General features: G+C 69.1%; 11 protein-coding genes. 6 read left to right on the top strand and 5 right to left on the bottom strand.

Annotation, left to right across the window (positions count from 1 at the left end; translation table 11 throughout):
* Positions 1-5: 5 nt before the first annotated feature.
* Positions 6-878: a DUF5753 domain-containing protein gene (locus B0F77_RS07655; protein WP_143466614.1), complete on the top strand. Its 873-nt coding sequence runs from the start codon at positions 6-8 to the stop codon at positions 876-878.
* A gap of 21 nt (positions 879-899) precedes the next feature.
* On the opposite strand, the gene B0F77_RS07650 is transcribed toward B0F77_RS07655, so the two are convergent.
* Positions 900-1,496, bottom strand: coding sequence for an SGNH/GDSL hydrolase family protein (locus B0F77_RS07650; protein WP_086662061.1), 597 nt, complete (start codon positions 1,494-1,496; stop codon positions 900-902).
* A 50-nt stretch (positions 1,497-1,546) separates the two neighbouring features.
* On the opposite strand from B0F77_RS07650, the gene B0F77_RS07645 reads away from it, so the two are divergent.
* The 3 genes from B0F77_RS07645 (at position 1,547) to B0F77_RS07635 (ending at position 5,218) form a co-directional block, all read left to right on the top strand.
* Complete coding sequence (locus tag B0F77_RS07645; RefSeq protein WP_143466613.1) at positions 1,547-2,173, top strand: hypothetical protein; 627 nt, start codon at positions 1,547-1,549, stop codon at positions 2,171-2,173.
* A gap of 248 nt (positions 2,174-2,421) precedes the next feature.
* The gene (gene fusA / locus B0F77_RS07640; protein WP_086662059.1) at positions 2,422-4,407 is read left to right on the top strand and encodes an elongation factor G; all 1,986 of its coding nucleotides are present in this window, start codon (positions 2,422-2,424) and stop codon (positions 4,405-4,407) included.
* A 49-nt stretch (positions 4,408-4,456) separates the two neighbouring features.
* Positions 4,457-5,218, top strand: a complete 762-nt coding sequence (locus B0F77_RS07635) for an endonuclease/exonuclease/phosphatase family protein (protein WP_245847876.1) — start codon at positions 4,457-4,459, stop codon at positions 5,216-5,218.
* Positions 5,219-5,302: 84 nt separating this feature from the next.
* On the opposite strand, the gene B0F77_RS07630 is transcribed toward B0F77_RS07635, so the two are convergent.
* Positions 5,303-6,757 (bottom strand): hypothetical protein, encoded by a 1,455-nt coding sequence (locus tag B0F77_RS07630; RefSeq protein WP_143466612.1) that lies wholly within the window; start codon positions 6,755-6,757, stop codon positions 5,303-5,305.
* Between the two features lie 108 nt (positions 6,758-6,865).
* Here B0F77_RS07630 and B0F77_RS07625 point away from each other — a divergent pair, with 108 nt between their 5' ends.
* Both B0F77_RS07625 and B0F77_RS07620 read left to right on the top strand, forming a co-directional pair.
* Positions 6,866-7,474 (top strand): hypothetical protein, encoded by a 609-nt coding sequence (locus tag B0F77_RS07625; protein ID WP_425435631.1) that lies wholly within the window; start codon positions 6,866-6,868, stop codon positions 7,472-7,474.
* Between the two features lie 22 nt (positions 7,475-7,496).
* A complete protein-coding gene (locus tag B0F77_RS07620; protein WP_245847875.1) occupies positions 7,497-9,794 on the top strand; it encodes a GH92 family glycosyl hydrolase in 2,298 nt (765 codons plus the stop codon).
* On the opposite strand, the gene B0F77_RS07615 is transcribed toward B0F77_RS07620, so the two are convergent.
* Genes B0F77_RS07615 through B0F77_RS07605 form a run of 3 tightly spaced genes read right to left on the bottom strand, consistent with a single transcriptional unit; the run spans position 9,777 to position 13,993 of the window.
* Positions 9,777-11,267, bottom strand: coding sequence for an MFS transporter (locus tag B0F77_RS07615; RefSeq protein ID WP_086662055.1), 1,491 nt, complete (start codon positions 11,265-11,267; stop codon positions 9,777-9,779). The two genes, B0F77_RS07620 and B0F77_RS07615, sit on opposite strands and share 18 nt — an antisense overlap.
* Before the next feature lie 3 nt (positions 11,268-11,270).
* Positions 11,271-11,732, bottom strand: coding sequence for a hypothetical protein (locus B0F77_RS07610; RefSeq protein WP_086662054.1), 462 nt, complete (start codon positions 11,730-11,732; stop codon positions 11,271-11,273).
* Positions 11,732-13,993 (bottom strand): molybdopterin oxidoreductase family protein, encoded by a 2,262-nt coding sequence (locus B0F77_RS07605; RefSeq protein WP_086662053.1) that lies wholly within the window; start codon positions 13,991-13,993, stop codon positions 11,732-11,734. The genes B0F77_RS07610 and B0F77_RS07605 overlap by 1 nt, the downstream gene beginning before the upstream one ends.
* Between the last annotated feature and the right edge of the window lie 37 nt (positions 13,994-14,030).

The following is a 14,030-nucleotide window of genomic DNA, read 5'->3' as shown; positions in this document are numbered from 1 at the left end:
GCACGATGCCCAAGAACTTCAAATCCAGCCTCCAAAACCGTGCGGTCGGCCGTGCGCTTGCGTTGTGGCGAAAGGAAAGCGGATTCAGCTTGGCTGAGGTGGGCGAACGTGTGGGCTGGTCGTCGGCCAAAACCTCGATGATGCAGAACGCGCTGATCCCGGTCATTGACGCTGATGTTGTGGCACTTGCGCTGGTGTACAAGGTCGGCAGCGAGCGCCGAAAGCCGGTGGTGCTGGGGGCACAGCGGGCACGTGATCCACTGAGGTTCGATCTGCTGACAGGTGACGCTTCATCATGCGTCGGGTGGACGTATGCCGAGGTGGAGGCCGAAGCAAGCCACGTGCGGGCGGTCGCGCTGGATGTGCTTTTTCCCTTCGTCCGGACACCGGAGTACGAGGCTGCGCTGCACGGCGTCCAAGTGGACGCTGTGTCCGAACAGCGACAGCGCCACTACGGTGATGCCTACCGCAAGCGAGTGATGCAACACCTCAGCGAAGGGCCTTCGCTGCGGCTGGATCTCGTTGTGGGAGAGGCAGTTCTGCGACGGCCGGTCGGCGGCGCGCTGGTGATGGCCGATCAGTTGTTGCGGTTGGCCGCGCTTGCGGAGCTTCCCGGTGTACAGGTGCGGCTTGTGCCGGACGAGCTGGGTGCGTTCCCGGGGATGACGTCGTTCACCCTGCTGTCGTTCCGCGAGAACGAGTTCGACGACGTGGTGCACGTTGACAACCTGCACGGCGGCACGTGGCTGGAAGCTGAGCCCGAGCGACAGCCGTACAGGGAGACGTTCGAGCGGCTGCTCACCACGGCGCTCCCCGCCGGGGACACCATCGGCCGGTTGGTCGAGGCTGCGCAGTCACTGAAGGACGACGCGGACTGAGCGGCCCGTGATCGCAATCGGTCAGGCGCGGTGTTGCGCGGCGACCGCCTCGACCGCGGGAGCGAGCGCCGCGGCGATGGCGCGGTACCCGGCGCCGGACGGGTGGAAGCGGTCCGGCGCGAAGAGTGACGGATCGGCGGCGAACTGCGTTGAGACCGCCTGCTCGACGTGCGCGACCACGCCGCCCGCCCGGATGACGGCCTGTTGCTGCGCCAGTGCGTAGTCGCGGCTGACCGTCGACACGATGTCGCGCAACGCGGGCGGCACGTGCGCGACGACGCTCAGGTCCGGTGCCGTGGCCACGACGACAGCGGCTCCGGCCCGGCGCAGGTCCGCGACCGCGTCGTGCAGCTGCTGCGCGCCGACGTGTGCGGGGACGAACCGGGTGAGGTCGTTCGCGCCGATCACGATCACGGCGATGTCGACCCCGCTCGTGACGGCGGCCCGCACCTGGGTGCTCAGTCCGGACGAGCGGGCACCGGGTACGGCGTGCACTCTCAGGTCGACCTCGTGGCCGGTCATACGCAGACGCGCGGCGAGCAGCGGGCCGAGGGTGTCCTCGCGTCGCGTGCTGCCGACGCCCGCGGCGATGGAGTCACCGAGCAAACGCAGACGCATGCCCGTAAAACGGCGAGCGTCGTGGCGGTGTTCCGGGTCAGACTGTGACGGTGGACGAACTGCTGGGGTGGTGCGTGGTCGCGAACGTGGCCACCGCCGATCTGAAGCACTTCTCGCTGGGCACGAAACTGTGGGTGCTGCCACCGCAATGGGGTGACGGCGGGCAGGACGTCGTGGTGGTCGGCCGGCACCGCGGCAGCCCAGGGCCGGTGTCCCAGATGGTCGTGCCTCGGGTGCACCTGACGAACTTCCGGGTGCGCGGGGTCTACGAGCCGGCCGTGCACCGCCAGCTCACCAAGCCGCTGAAGCGGAGGGTGCCCAGGCAGTGGGAGTCGCGGGAGGAAGCGGAGAAGGTCGTCGAGTGGTGGGCGCGCGACGCGGCCATCCACGCGGGAGTGCGCCGGCCGCTGAAGCGGGCCGACTTCTACTACCGGCTCTCGGACGTGCTGCCGGGACACGTCCTGCAGCAGTGGGCCGTCCAGGACGTCATGAACCCGAAGCTCCCGTTCGAACTCGGCGAGGTGTTCCGCGACCAGCAGGAGGTGGAGGCGGTCCGCGAACTGCGCGAGCTCCTTGACACCATCGAGACCGCCGGAGTTGCCAACTGGCGGAACAACGAGCTGTGGCCGGTTGTTGAAGCTGTCGCGGGCAAGATCCAGGCGCTCCTGGTTCGGTAAACCGCTGTCGTGCGGGCGTTCGTGTGTCTACACTCCACGATCAACATCATTGAGCGAGTGACGAGAGGAGACCGGCCATGCGCACCGCTGCCGTCCTCCCGTCCCGTTTCGACGTGATCCTCGTGTCTCCGCACCCCGGCTGCCCGCTGCGCGCCGGGCACCGGAGTGTCTGACGAACCCCTGTTTCGGGAGTTCGTCGGCTCATCGCGCTGACCTGTAGTCCTTTCGCATCGAAAAGGCACTGAGCCATGCGCACGATCACCCTGAACGCCGTCCGCAACCTGGGCATCCTCGCCCACGTCGACGCGGGCAAGACCACGCTCACCGAACGCGTCCTGTTCGCCACCGGCACCACCTACAAGCGCGGCGAGGTGCACGATGGCACGACCGTCACGGACTTCGACCCGCAGGAGCGCGACCGCGGCATCACGATCTTCGCCGCGGCCGTCAGCTGCACGTGGGACGGGCACCGGATCAACCTCATCGACACCCCTGGGCACGTCGACTTCTCCGACGAGGTCGAACGGGCGCTGCGCGTGCTGGACGGGGCTGTCGCGGTGTTCGACGGGGTCGCCGGGGTCGAACCGCAGAGCGAATCGGTGTGGCGGCAGGCAGACCGGCACGGCGTGCCGCGGATCGCGTTCGTCAACAAGCTCGACCGGGCGGGCGCGGACCTCGACACCGCAGTGGAGTCCATCCGGACGCGGCTGAACACCGTTCCGCTGGTGGTGCAGCTGCCGATCGGCGCCGAGGACTCGTTCGTCGGCGTCGTCGACCTGATCCGCATGCGTGCCCTGACTTGGGAAGACGCCCTGGAGGAAGGTCCGGTACCGGAAACGCTGATGGCGCAGGCACAACGACGTCGTCGCCTCCTGGAGGAGACGGTGGCGGAGCTGCACCCGGAAGCGCTGGAGGAGTTCTTCGCTGGAGGTTTGTCCGATGAGACTTTGCGCAAGGCGCTGCGGGAACTGACCCGGCAGGGCGCCGGAACCGTCGTGCTGTGCGGCTCGGCGTACCGGAACCGGGGCGTCGAACCGTTGCTGGACGCGGTGATCGCGTATCTGCCGTCCCCTGTGGACGTTCCGCCGGTGCGGGGCGTCGACGGTGAGGAACGGCATCCGGATCCGGAGGGGCCGTTCGCGGCGTTGGTGTTCAAGGTGAACGCCACTCCGAACGGGCGGTTGACGTACGTTCGTGTCTACTCCGGGACCCTCCACAAGGGAGAGACGGTCAGCGTGGCGGGACGGACCGAGCGCATCGGCCGGATCCTGCGCGTCCAGGCCGATCGGCACACGCCGGTCGACCAGGCCACCGCGGGCGACATCGTGGCGCTGGTGGGGCTGAAGTCGGCACGCACGGGGACAACCCTTTGCGCGCCAACGGCTCCGCTGCTCCTCGAACCGCCGGTGTCGGCTGATCCCGTCGTGTCGGTGGCGGTCGAGACGAAGACCAGCGCGGACAACGCCCGGCTCACCGAGGCGCTGGCGCACCTGGTCGACGAGGACCCGTCGCTGCAGGTCAGGACCGACCCCGAGACCGGACAGACGGTGTTGTCCGGCCTGGGTGAGCTGCACCTGGAGGTCGCGGTGGAGAAGGCGCGCACGAACCACCGCATCGAGATCACCATGGGACGGCCTCGCGTCTCCTACCGCGAAACCCTCGCGGCGGGCGTCACGGGATTCGTCTACCGGCACGTGAAGCAGGACGGAGGTTCCGGACAGTTCGCGCACATCGTCATCAGCACCGAACCGCTGGAGACCGGGTTCGAGTTCCGCTCGGCGGTCACCGGCGGGCGCGTGCCGCAGGAGTTCGTCCGCGCGGTCGAACAGGGCTGCCGGGACGCGCTGGCCGAGGGACCGCTCGGCCACCCGGTGACCGGGCTGCGGGTGACGCTCACCGACGGGTCCACGCACGTCAAGGACTCCTCGGAGATGGCGTTCCGCACGGCAGGGCGGCTGGGCCTGCGCGAGGCCCTGAAGGCGGGCGCGATGACGTTGCTCGAACCGATCGCCGAGGTCACGGTCACCGTGCCGGATGACTACCTCGGTGGTGTGCTCGGTGACCTGGCCGCGCGCCGGGGCCGGATCCTCGGTTCCGTCGCCCGGACCGGTACGACGGTGGTCACGGCGAGCGTGCCGCTGGCGGAGATGTTCGGTTACGTGACGAGGTTGCGCAGCCGGACGCAAGGCCGCGGCTCGTTCACCAGCCGCCCAACCGGTTACGCAGCCGCATGAGACACAGGGCGGCCCTGAACCAGGGCCGCCCTGTGCCATGATCGGCAAGGTGGATCCCCTGCGCGTCATGTCGTTCAACCTGCGGTACGCCTCGAACATCGAGCCGAACTCGTGGGCCGCCAGGCGCCCGGTGATGGCCCAGCTCCTGCTCAACGAGCGGCCGACCCTGTTAGGCACCCAGGAAGGCCTCTACGGGCAGCTGCTGGACATCGCGCACGACCTGCCGGACCGCTACGACTGGATCGGCCTCGGCCGCGCGGGCGGCAGTCACGACGAGTTCATGACGATCTTCTTCGACGCGCACCGGCTGGAGCCGCTCGAGTTCGACCACCACTGGTTGTCCGCGACGCCGAACGTCGTGGGCTCGACGTCGTGGGGCAACCGCGTCATCCGCATGGTCACGTGGGTGCGGTTCGGGGATCGCCTGACGGGCAAGCAGTTCGTGGCCGTCAACACCCACTTCGACCACGAGTCGGAGAACTCCCGGCTGCGCAGCGCCGAGTTCGTCCGCGACCGGCTCAACGCCTTCACGCTGCCGGTCGTGCTCACCGGCGACTTCAACGCGCCGGCCGCCTCGCCCACCTACTGCACCCTGACCAACGGCCTGACCGACACCTGGCTGGCCGGGCCGCGGATCACGCCCGCGTACGGGACGTTCCACGGCTACGGCCCGCTCGTCCCGGACGGTCCGCGGATCGACTGGATCCTCACCCGCGGCGCCACGATCCAGGCCGCCGCGATCAACACCTACCGGCAGGACGGCCAGTTCCCGTCCGACCACCTGCCGGTCCAGGCGTCGATCACCTTCTAGGAGCCCGCTCGTACGCCCGCGAGGCTGGCCATGAACGGCGCTTTTGTGGACCCCAGGTCCACAAAAGCGCCGTTCATGGCCAGCCTATCTGGGAGCCCATTCGGGCGGCAGTTCGTGGGAACAGGTGGGTGCACCGGCCGCCCGCGTCTGCCGCTGTTCCAGGTACGGCCCGGCGATCTGGTCTCGTGACACCGGTGCGAGCGCGGTGATGGCGTCGCCCGCGGCCAGCACCTGACGCCGCATGCGTTCGTGGTCGACGGCCTCGGCGCCGAACGAGGGGGCCCAGAGCGTCCACGGCCCCGAGATCATCGCCATCGTCGGCACCAGGTGCGAGTGGAAGTGCGTGCCGATGCCGCCGAACGAGCACTGCGGCGGTACCCGGCCGGGCACCGGCGCGTCGCTGCCGGGCAGGACGAACGTGCGGTTCACCGCCCGTCCCGCGAGCGCCGTGGCGGCGGCCTGGGCGAGCACCGGGCTGCCGGCGAACCAGCCGGACAGCTCCGCCGCGCCGGTCGGCCGCAGAGAACCCGCGCTGGGCAGGAACTCCCGCGTGCCGAGGTGTTCCAGCACGAACGCGAACGCCACGGAACCCCGGTCGTACTCGGCGTCGAGCGCGCGGGCGCGGAACTCGCTGCCCTCCGCCGGGCGGTGCAGGTGGCCGGTCGCGAAGACGAACTCCAGGGTTCTGGGCCGGCACCGCAGTGGCAGGCGGGCGAAGTGCTCGGCGAGCGCGAGGAGGCCGGCGGTGCCGTTCTCCTGCACCCATCCCACGCCGTCGGTGTTGGTGTCGATGACGATCCGCTCGCTGCTCAGGCCCGGCAGGGTCGCGATCAGCGAGCGCGTCGAGGCCGGGAAACGTCCTGCCAGCACACCGATCGTGGTGCGTTCGCCGACCCGCAGCTTCAGGGCCGCGTCGGAGCCGACGAACACGCCGGGCACGCGGTAGTGGGTGCCCAGGTGCGGGTCCCAGTAGCCCTTCACCTGCTCGTGCGGGAACGGGAAGGCGATGACCACGCCCGCCGCACCGGCGATGCCCGCGTCGACCATGTCCTGGTTGAGCAGTGGTTCGGCGAAGTAGCCGCGGTCGACGGCGGGGAAGTCGCGCAGCACGACCTTGCCGCGGGCGTTGGCGGCGGTGATCGGTGTGCCGGCGGGGAGCTTGATCAGTTCACCGGAGCCCAGACCTGGGGCGGAGTAGGGGATCGCGCTCGCGACCGGCACGACGCCGCCGGAGAGGAGCAGGCCGGGACCTGGCTGCCAGCGCAGGAGGGAGAAGCGTTCGGAGCGCACGGACATGCCGGGGAGGCGCTGGACCCGGTGGTCCAGCCAGGAGATGAGCCGGTTGTGGGCCGCGCTGCCGGTGGCGCGCACGCCGAAACCGGCCACCTGGGCGTTGAGATCGCGGAGTTGTGAGGCGGAGGCGAACGTCCGGTCGTCGACGGTGGGGGAGCAGTCCGTCGACGCGCTGACCGGCGACGTCAGCTGGAGGGCGAAAACCGTTACGACAGCTATGAATCCAAGCCATCTGGCAGGGCGCACGAGGCACACTCTGACCCTCGTGAGAGTGCCTCACAATCCGCTGTCCAGGTAGTTCGCGTCAACGGTGAACACGAATGGTTCAGACCATTATCCGCTACGGTCCGCCAGATGCGCCTGAATTCGACGTTCGGCCGCGTCGCGGTGATCGCGTACGCGCTGATGTTCACCCTCGGCTCGACGACCACGGCGAACGCCTCGCGTGGCAGCGAGTGCAGGACCCCGTCCATCGACCGGTTGCAGCAGTGGATCGCCAGCGGCGAAGGTGCCACCGAGCCCGCGACCGGCAGCATCCTCGTGCCGAGGAACAGGCACGACTACGCGGCGAAGATCAAGTTCCTCGCCGACGACTGGGCCGTCATGGTCGTGTGGCTGGGCAACAGGTTCGAGGCCCAGGCGGATCTCACGAAGTCGCACGGCTTCTGGATGACCTACCGCGCCACCGACGACCTCTACGTCCAGCTGCGGCCCGCGTCGCACTGGAGCGGTGGCGACAAATGGGTCACGAAGATCCCGTCGACTCGGGGCAGACTCGTCAAGCGGTTCTTCAGCTTCAACCCTGACAAGTGGACAACTTTGCCCGAACTGGGCAAGCCGGCCTACCCGCTCGCGGAGGCGCTCGACGACGCCCGTGGCCTGGTGTTCGTCGGCAGGACGAAGAACGACCTGGAGTTCCAGGGCCTGAAGATCGACGGTTACCGGCCATCCTGCGTTTACTAGAAACCGGTTAGTGTCCCGGGACGTGAGAGCGCTCCCGGTCCTCCTGGTCACTGTCCTCACCGCCGCGCTGGCGACTCCAGCGAGCGCGGCGCTGAGAGACGACACGAGGTACGTCGACCCGTTGATCGGCTCGGCGGGCGGCGGCAACACCTATCCGGGCGCGGTGCGGCCGTTCGGGATGATCTCGTGGAGCCCGACGTCCACCCGAGGCGACCAGACGAACACGGGTGCCGCCAACGGGTACGCCTACGACGCCACGAGGGTGCGCGGCTTCAGTCTCACCCACGTCAACGGCGCGGGCTGCCACCCCGGCGCGGCGGGGGACGTGCCGATCATGCCGCACGTCGGCGCGATCACGACCTCGCCGACCGCCGACACCAAAGACCAGGTCTACGCCAGCGACTTCGCGCACGCCGACGAGATCGCCGAGCCTGGCCGGTACCGGGTGGGCCTGAAGTCCGGTGCGAAGGCGGACCTGTCCGTGACGACGCGGGCGGGCATCGGCGAGTTCACCTATCCCGCGGCGAACACCGGATCGCTGCTGTTCCGCGCCTCGAACTCGCTCAACGGCAGCGAGGACGCCGAGATCACCATCGACCCGGCGACCGGCACGGTGAGCGGTTCGGTGCTCACCGGCGCGTTCTGCGGCAGGCGCGCGAACGGCGGCGTGAACAACCAGAAGACCTACTACCGCCTGTACTTCACGGCGTCGTTCGACCGCCCGATCACCGCGTACGGCACCTGGGTGAACAGCGAGCTGAAGCCAGGGGCCACCACGGCCCAGGGCGGCGAGGGCTACCTGACCGGAAGTGCCCGCGCGGGCCGGGGTTCCGGCGGCTACGTGTCCTTTGCGGACACTCAGGTGCGGATGCGCGTCGGCATCTCCTACACCGGCGCGGAAGCGGCCCGGCGCAACCTCGCGGTGGAGATTCCGAGACGCGCCACGGTCGCCGACGTCGCGAAGGACGCCCGCCAGGCCTGGGCGAAGCAGTTGCGCGCGGTCGAGATCGACGGCGGCACCACCGACGAGCGGACGATCTTCTACACCGCGCTCTACCACGCCTTCCTGCAGCCCAACGTGGCCAGCGACGTCGACGGCACCTATCTGGGCAGCGACCGGCAGGTCCGCCGGCTCGCGCCCGGCCAGAAAGCCCAGTACGGCAACTTCTCCGGCTGGGACCAGTACCGCGCCCACACCCAGCTGCTGGCCTTCCTCGAACCACGCGTGGCGAGCGACTACGCCCAGTCGTTGCTGAACCTCGCCTGGCAGAACGGCGGCGTCTGGGACCGCTGGGTGCACGTCAACGGCCCGACCCACGTGATGACGGGCGACCCGTCCGCACCGGCGATCGCGGGTATGTACGCGATGGGGGCCAAGGACTTCAACGTGCGCGCGGCCTACGACTCGCTGTTGCGCCAGGCCACCGTCCCGCACCCGGACGGCCTGTCCGACAAGGGCTGCCCCGGCCAGTGCGAGGGCCAGCGCCCCAACCTCGCCGAGTACCTGCGCCTGGGTTATGCGCCGCAGGACACCTGTCACTGCTGGGGCGGCGCCGCCGAAACGCTGGAAGACGCCGTCGCCGACCAGGCGCTGGCGGATCTGGCGAAACGCCTGGGCCGCCCCAGCGAGGAGTTGCGCAAGCGCGCGGGCTGGTGGCGCAACACGTTCAACCCGGCCACCGGTCACCAGCAGGCCCGGCGAGCCGACGGCACCTGGGTGACCCCGTTCAACCCGGCCTCCGACCTGGGCTTCGCGCAGGGCAGCAGCGCCACCTACACCTGGATGGTCCCGCACGACATCGCCGGGCTGGCCGAGGTGATGGGAGGCAAGGACATCGCCGCCACCAGGCTCGACGCGTTCTTCCACCGCCCGGACGGCTCGTGGGCGACCGGCGGCGACGCGCTGAGGTACGACCCGACGAACGAGCCCGGCATCCACACCCCGTGGATCTACAACGAACTGGGCCGCCCGCACCAGACCCAGGAAACCGTGCGGGCGATGGCGAAACTCGTCTACCGCACCGGACCCGGCGGCCTGCCCGGCAACGACGACCTCGGCACGATGTCCGCCTGGTACGTCTTCGCCGCGCTCGGCCTGTACCCGCGCACGCCCAGCAGCGCCGAGTTGCACCTGTCCAGCCCGATGTTCCCCAAGGCCCGGATAGCGCAGCGCAACATCACGATCTTCGCGCCCAGCGCCCCGGACGTCTGTGTCCAGGGCGCCAGGTGGAACGGCCGGCAGGTGGACCAGCCGTGGCTGCCAGAGGAGTTCGTGCAGCGCGGCGGCGTCCTCAGGGTTGATCTACGTGGAGAACGGTGAGGCTGCTCCCTCGGCACGGGTGCGGCCACGCCGTGCGGTGGAGGACAGCGGCATCGCGATGTCCTCCAGCGACTTGTTCTCCGCGTCCACCGCGAGGAACCGCGCGACCAGCCCGCCCGCGATCATCACGACCGCACCGATCAGGTACCCGATGAACAACCGGACGGGGTGCTCGCCGGTGCCGATCAGCGCGCCGTAGATCACCGGGCCGAGCGCGCCGAAGCACTGGGCGATGGCGAAGAAGACACCGATCGCCTTCGCCCGCACCTCCAGCGGGAAGATCTCGCTGACCGTGAGGTAGGCGGCCGATGCGCCGGCCGAGGCGAAGAAGAAGATCACGCACCACGCGATGGTCTGCGTGATCGCGTTCAACGCGCCGGCGTAGAACAGCACGGCCGTGACGCCGAGCAGGGCGCCGGAGATCGCGTAGGTCAGGAACAGCATGCGGCGGCGGCCGATGGTGTCGAAGAGGTGCCCGATCGTGAACGGCCCGACGAGGTTGCCCACCGCGAACGCGATCAGGTAGAGCGGGGTGGACTCCGACGAGACGCCGTAGAACTTGCCCAGCACCAGGGTGTAGGTGAAGAAGATCGCGTTGTAGAGGAACGACTGCGTGATCATCAGCGTGGCGCCGAGGACTGCGCGGCTCGGGTACTCGCGGAACAGCACGCGGGCCAGCGCCAGGTAGCCGATCTCCTCCGCGGGCTTGACCTCGATGGCCTTCTTCTCGTCGACCTCTGGCAGCTTCGCGCCGGACTCCTCCTCGACCTCGCGTTCGATGCCGGTGATCGTCTTCTCGGCGGCGTCGTTGTGGCCGTGCATGATCTGCCAGCGCGGGCTTTCCGGCAGGTGCCGGCGCACCACCAGGATCACCAGGCCCAGCACCGGTCCGATGAGGAACCCGAGCCGCCAGCCCAGCGACAGCTCGACGTGGTTGAGCAGGATGTACGAACCGAGCGTGCCGAGCACCGCGCCCGCCCAGTAGGTGCCGTTGACCGCGATGTCGACGCGGCCCCGGTAGCGGGCGGGAATGAGCTCGTCGATCGCGGAGTTGATCGCCGCGTACTCACCGCCGATGCCCATGCCGGCGATGAACCTGGTCAGGTACAGGAAGATCAGCCAGCCCGTGCCGTTGCCGAGGGTGAGAGCGGTCAGGCCGGAGCCGACCAGGTAGACGCCCAGCGTGATCATGAACAGCTTGCGCCGGCCCCACCGGTCGGACAGGTGGCCGAAGTACAGCGCGCCGACGACCTCACCGATCAGGTAGACCGTGGCGAGCAGGCCGACCGCGGTGGAGGAGAGCCCGAGCGTCTCCGGTTTGGTCAGCGTGTCGGCGATCGCGCTGGCGACCGTGATCTCCAGACCGTCCAGGATCCACGCCACGCCCAGTGCCACGACCATGCGGGTGTGGAACGGTGACCACGGCAGCCTGTCGATGCGCGCTGGAATCAGCGTGCGTACCCCAGAATCCATCTCTCAGCCCCTCGCCGCGATGAGCGCTTGCGGTGCGCTCTGCTTGATCCGCGTCTTCAACCACGCGAGCTGGCGCGCGGTGTCCTGTTCGCACGAGCTCACGACGTCCATGAGTTCCTTGTCGCGCAGGCCTTGCGCGGCCTGGCCGACGACGGTCCAGGTGATGTCGGTGAACGACGCCAGGGCGTACAGGTCCTGCAGGTCGCGCAGCAGGCCGACGCCGCCGGTGCGGGTCTGCTCGAACTCGGCGGCGTGCAGGCGTTCCGGTTCGGGCTCGCGGTGCTCGCCGTACCTTTCGACGATCGGGCCGAGCTTCTCGACCTCGCTGTCGATGCACTGCGCCAGCACCTGGCAGGTGCGCTCGACGTCCGGTTCGTCGCCGTGGCCGTCGGCGACCTCGCGGAACGCGCCGGCCAGCGTCCGCAGCGACTGGTGCAGGAGTCCCAGATAGGTCGCGAGGTGCATCAGACCCTCCTGATCCGCACGGCGCTGATCTTGAACAGCGGCTGCTTCGACACCGGGTCCCACTCGGTGCGGGTCACCTCGTTGGCGGCCTGGAAGCCGTAGTGGAACGGCAGGAACACCACGCCGTCCCTGCACCGTCCAATGCGGACCGGCACCTCGACGCCACCGCGTTCGGACTCGACCCGCACCACATCTCCTTCCGCGACACCGAGTTCAGCCGCGTCCGCTGGCGAGATCTCGACCCACGGATCGGGCGCGGCGTTCTGCAGTTCGGCAGCGCGGGCGGTCTTGGTGCGGGTGTGGAAGTGGTAGACCGAGCGTCCGGTCGTGCAGAGGAACGGGTACTCGTCGCTCGGCTGCTCGGACGCCGGCGTGTACTCGGCGGCCTTGAGGAACGCGCGCCCGTCCGGCCGTTGGGCCCGGTAGTCGGTCGGCGTGGTCGACGCACCGGTGAGCAGGTCGTGGCCGTAGTCCTCGCAGTAGTCCGCGGCGGTGGGGAAGACACCATCGGCGTAGAGCCGTTCCTTGCCGCCCCATGGGATTCCGCTGCCACCACGCAACTTCTCGTAGGAGAGGTCGCTGTAGTCGCACGGACGGCCACGGCTGCACTCACGCCACGCGTCGAACGCGCCCTCGGCGTCCTTCCACTTGATCAACGGATCGCCGTCGCGGTCGCGGAACCCCATGCGGTACGCGTAGTCGAGGAAGATGTCGAGGTCGCTGCGGGCCTCGCCGGGCGGTTCGACGGCCTGCTCGGACAGGTGCACGACGCGGGAGAGGTTCGTGAACGTGCCCTGCTTCTCGCCCCACAGCGCGGCGGGCAGCACCACGTCGGCCAGCTCGGTCGTCTCGGTGCGGAACGCGTCCTGCGCCACCACGAACAGGTCTTCCTTGCGCAGGATGTCCCTGATGCGTGACAGCTCCGGCAACGACACCGCCGGGTTGGTGGCGGAGATCCACAGGAACTTGATCGAACCCTGCTCGGCGTACCGCCAGATCTGCATCGCGTGGGTCGGTGGCGCCCAGTGCGGGATGGTCAGCGGGTCGACGTTCCACAGCCGCGCGAGCTGCTCGACGTGCTCGGGGTTGTCCCAGTTGCGGAAACCGGGCAGGTCTCCGTCGGCGCCGGTCTCGCGGGTGTTCTGCGCGGTCGGCTGGCCGTTCATCTGCAGCACGCCGCTGCCGGGCTTGCCGATCAGGCCGCGCACCAGGTGCAGGTTGTTGACCTGGCAGGACGCCGCGGTCGCCTGGTGTGACTGGTAGAAGCCCTGCAGCACGGTCGAGAGCACCCGCTCGGAGGTGCCGAAGATCTCGGCGGCCCGCAGGAGGTCGGCGGTGGAGACGCGGCAGATCTCGGCGACGTGCTCGGGCGTGTACGGGTCGACGGTCGCCTTGAGCTCGTCGAACCCGAGCGTGTGCTGAGCGATGTAGTCGTGGTCGAGCCAGCCGTACTGGATCACCGCGCGCACCAGGCCGTTCAGCAGCGCCTGGTTCGTGCCGGGCAACGGTGCCAGGTGCACGTCGGCGGCCTCGGCGGTCGGTGTGCGTCGCGGATCGACGACGACGGTGCGCGGCCGGTCCGGGCCCGCGATTCGGTCCAGCACTCGCGCCCACATCACGGTCTGCGTGGCGGCCATGTTGTGCCCGAACAGGAACAACGCGTCGCACACGTCGATGTCGGCGTGGCAGGCGGGCTGGCCGTCCGAGCCGAACGTCTCCTTCAACGACGCCGCGGCGGTCGCCGTGCACAGCCGGGTGTTGCCGTCCATGTGCGGCGTGCCGATGCCGGCTTTGCCGATCACGCCGAGCGTGTAGTACTCCTCCAGGAACAGCTGCCCGCTGGTGTAGAAGCCGTGCGAGAGCGGTCCGAGCCCGGCGAGGAGTTCCTGGGAGCGGTGGACGACCTCGCTCATCGCCGTGTCCCAGTCGGTTTCGACCAGCACACCGTCCCGGCGGATCAACGGCTTGGTGAGGCGATCGACGCCATGCGCCTGCCACGAGCCGTAAAGCCCTTTCGGGCCAAGTCTGCCGCGGTTGACGAGGTCTGCCGCACGTCCGCGAACACCGACGATCCTGCCGTCCTTGACCGCGATGTCGCAGCCGCACCCGTTGCTGCACAGGACGCACGCCGACTGGACCCAACGGTCCACATCGGACTCCTCCAGGCCGTCCGCGAGCTGCTGGTCGACCCGGACCGGCCAGTTCGTGTCACGCCCGTGCGGAGTGCGTGGTCCCCATACGTCGGAGATGCGATCCACCAAAAAGCAATACCCGGCGTTCTTGAAATGAAACTCAGTG

The organism is Lentzea kentuckyensis (assembly GCF_002150765.1).
In the GTDB taxonomy this organism is placed as follows: domain Bacteria; phylum Actinomycetota; class Actinomycetes; order Mycobacteriales; family Pseudonocardiaceae; genus Lentzea; species Lentzea kentuckyensis.
Note: the sequence above shows the minus strand (reverse complement) of the source record. Positions and strands in the feature narration are given on the sequence as shown.

What these genes read in the sequence shown, in the direction of transcription:
- B0F77_RS07655 (WP_143466614.1), top strand. Translation starts at nt 6, where the DNA reads ATGCCCAAGAACTTCAAATCCAGCCTCCAAAACCGTGCGGTCGGCCGT.
- B0F77_RS07650 (WP_086662061.1), bottom strand. Translation starts at nt 1,496, where the DNA reads ATGCGTCTGCGTTTGCTCGGTGACTCCATCGCCGCGGGCGTCGGCAGC.
- fusA (WP_086662059.1), top strand. Translation starts at nt 2,422, where the DNA reads ATGCGCACGATCACCCTGAACGCCGTCCGCAACCTGGGCATCCTCGCC.
- B0F77_RS07625 (WP_425435631.1), top strand. Translation starts at nt 6,866, where the DNA reads ATGCGCCTGAATTCGACGTTCGGCCGCGTCGCGGTGATCGCGTACGCG.
- B0F77_RS07615 (WP_086662055.1), bottom strand. Translation starts at nt 11,267, where the DNA reads ATGGATTCTGGGGTACGCACGCTGATTCCAGCGCGCATCGACAGGCTG.
- B0F77_RS07610 (WP_086662054.1), bottom strand. Translation starts at nt 11,732, where the DNA reads ATGCACCTCGCGACCTATCTGGGACTCCTGCACCAGTCGCTGCGGACG.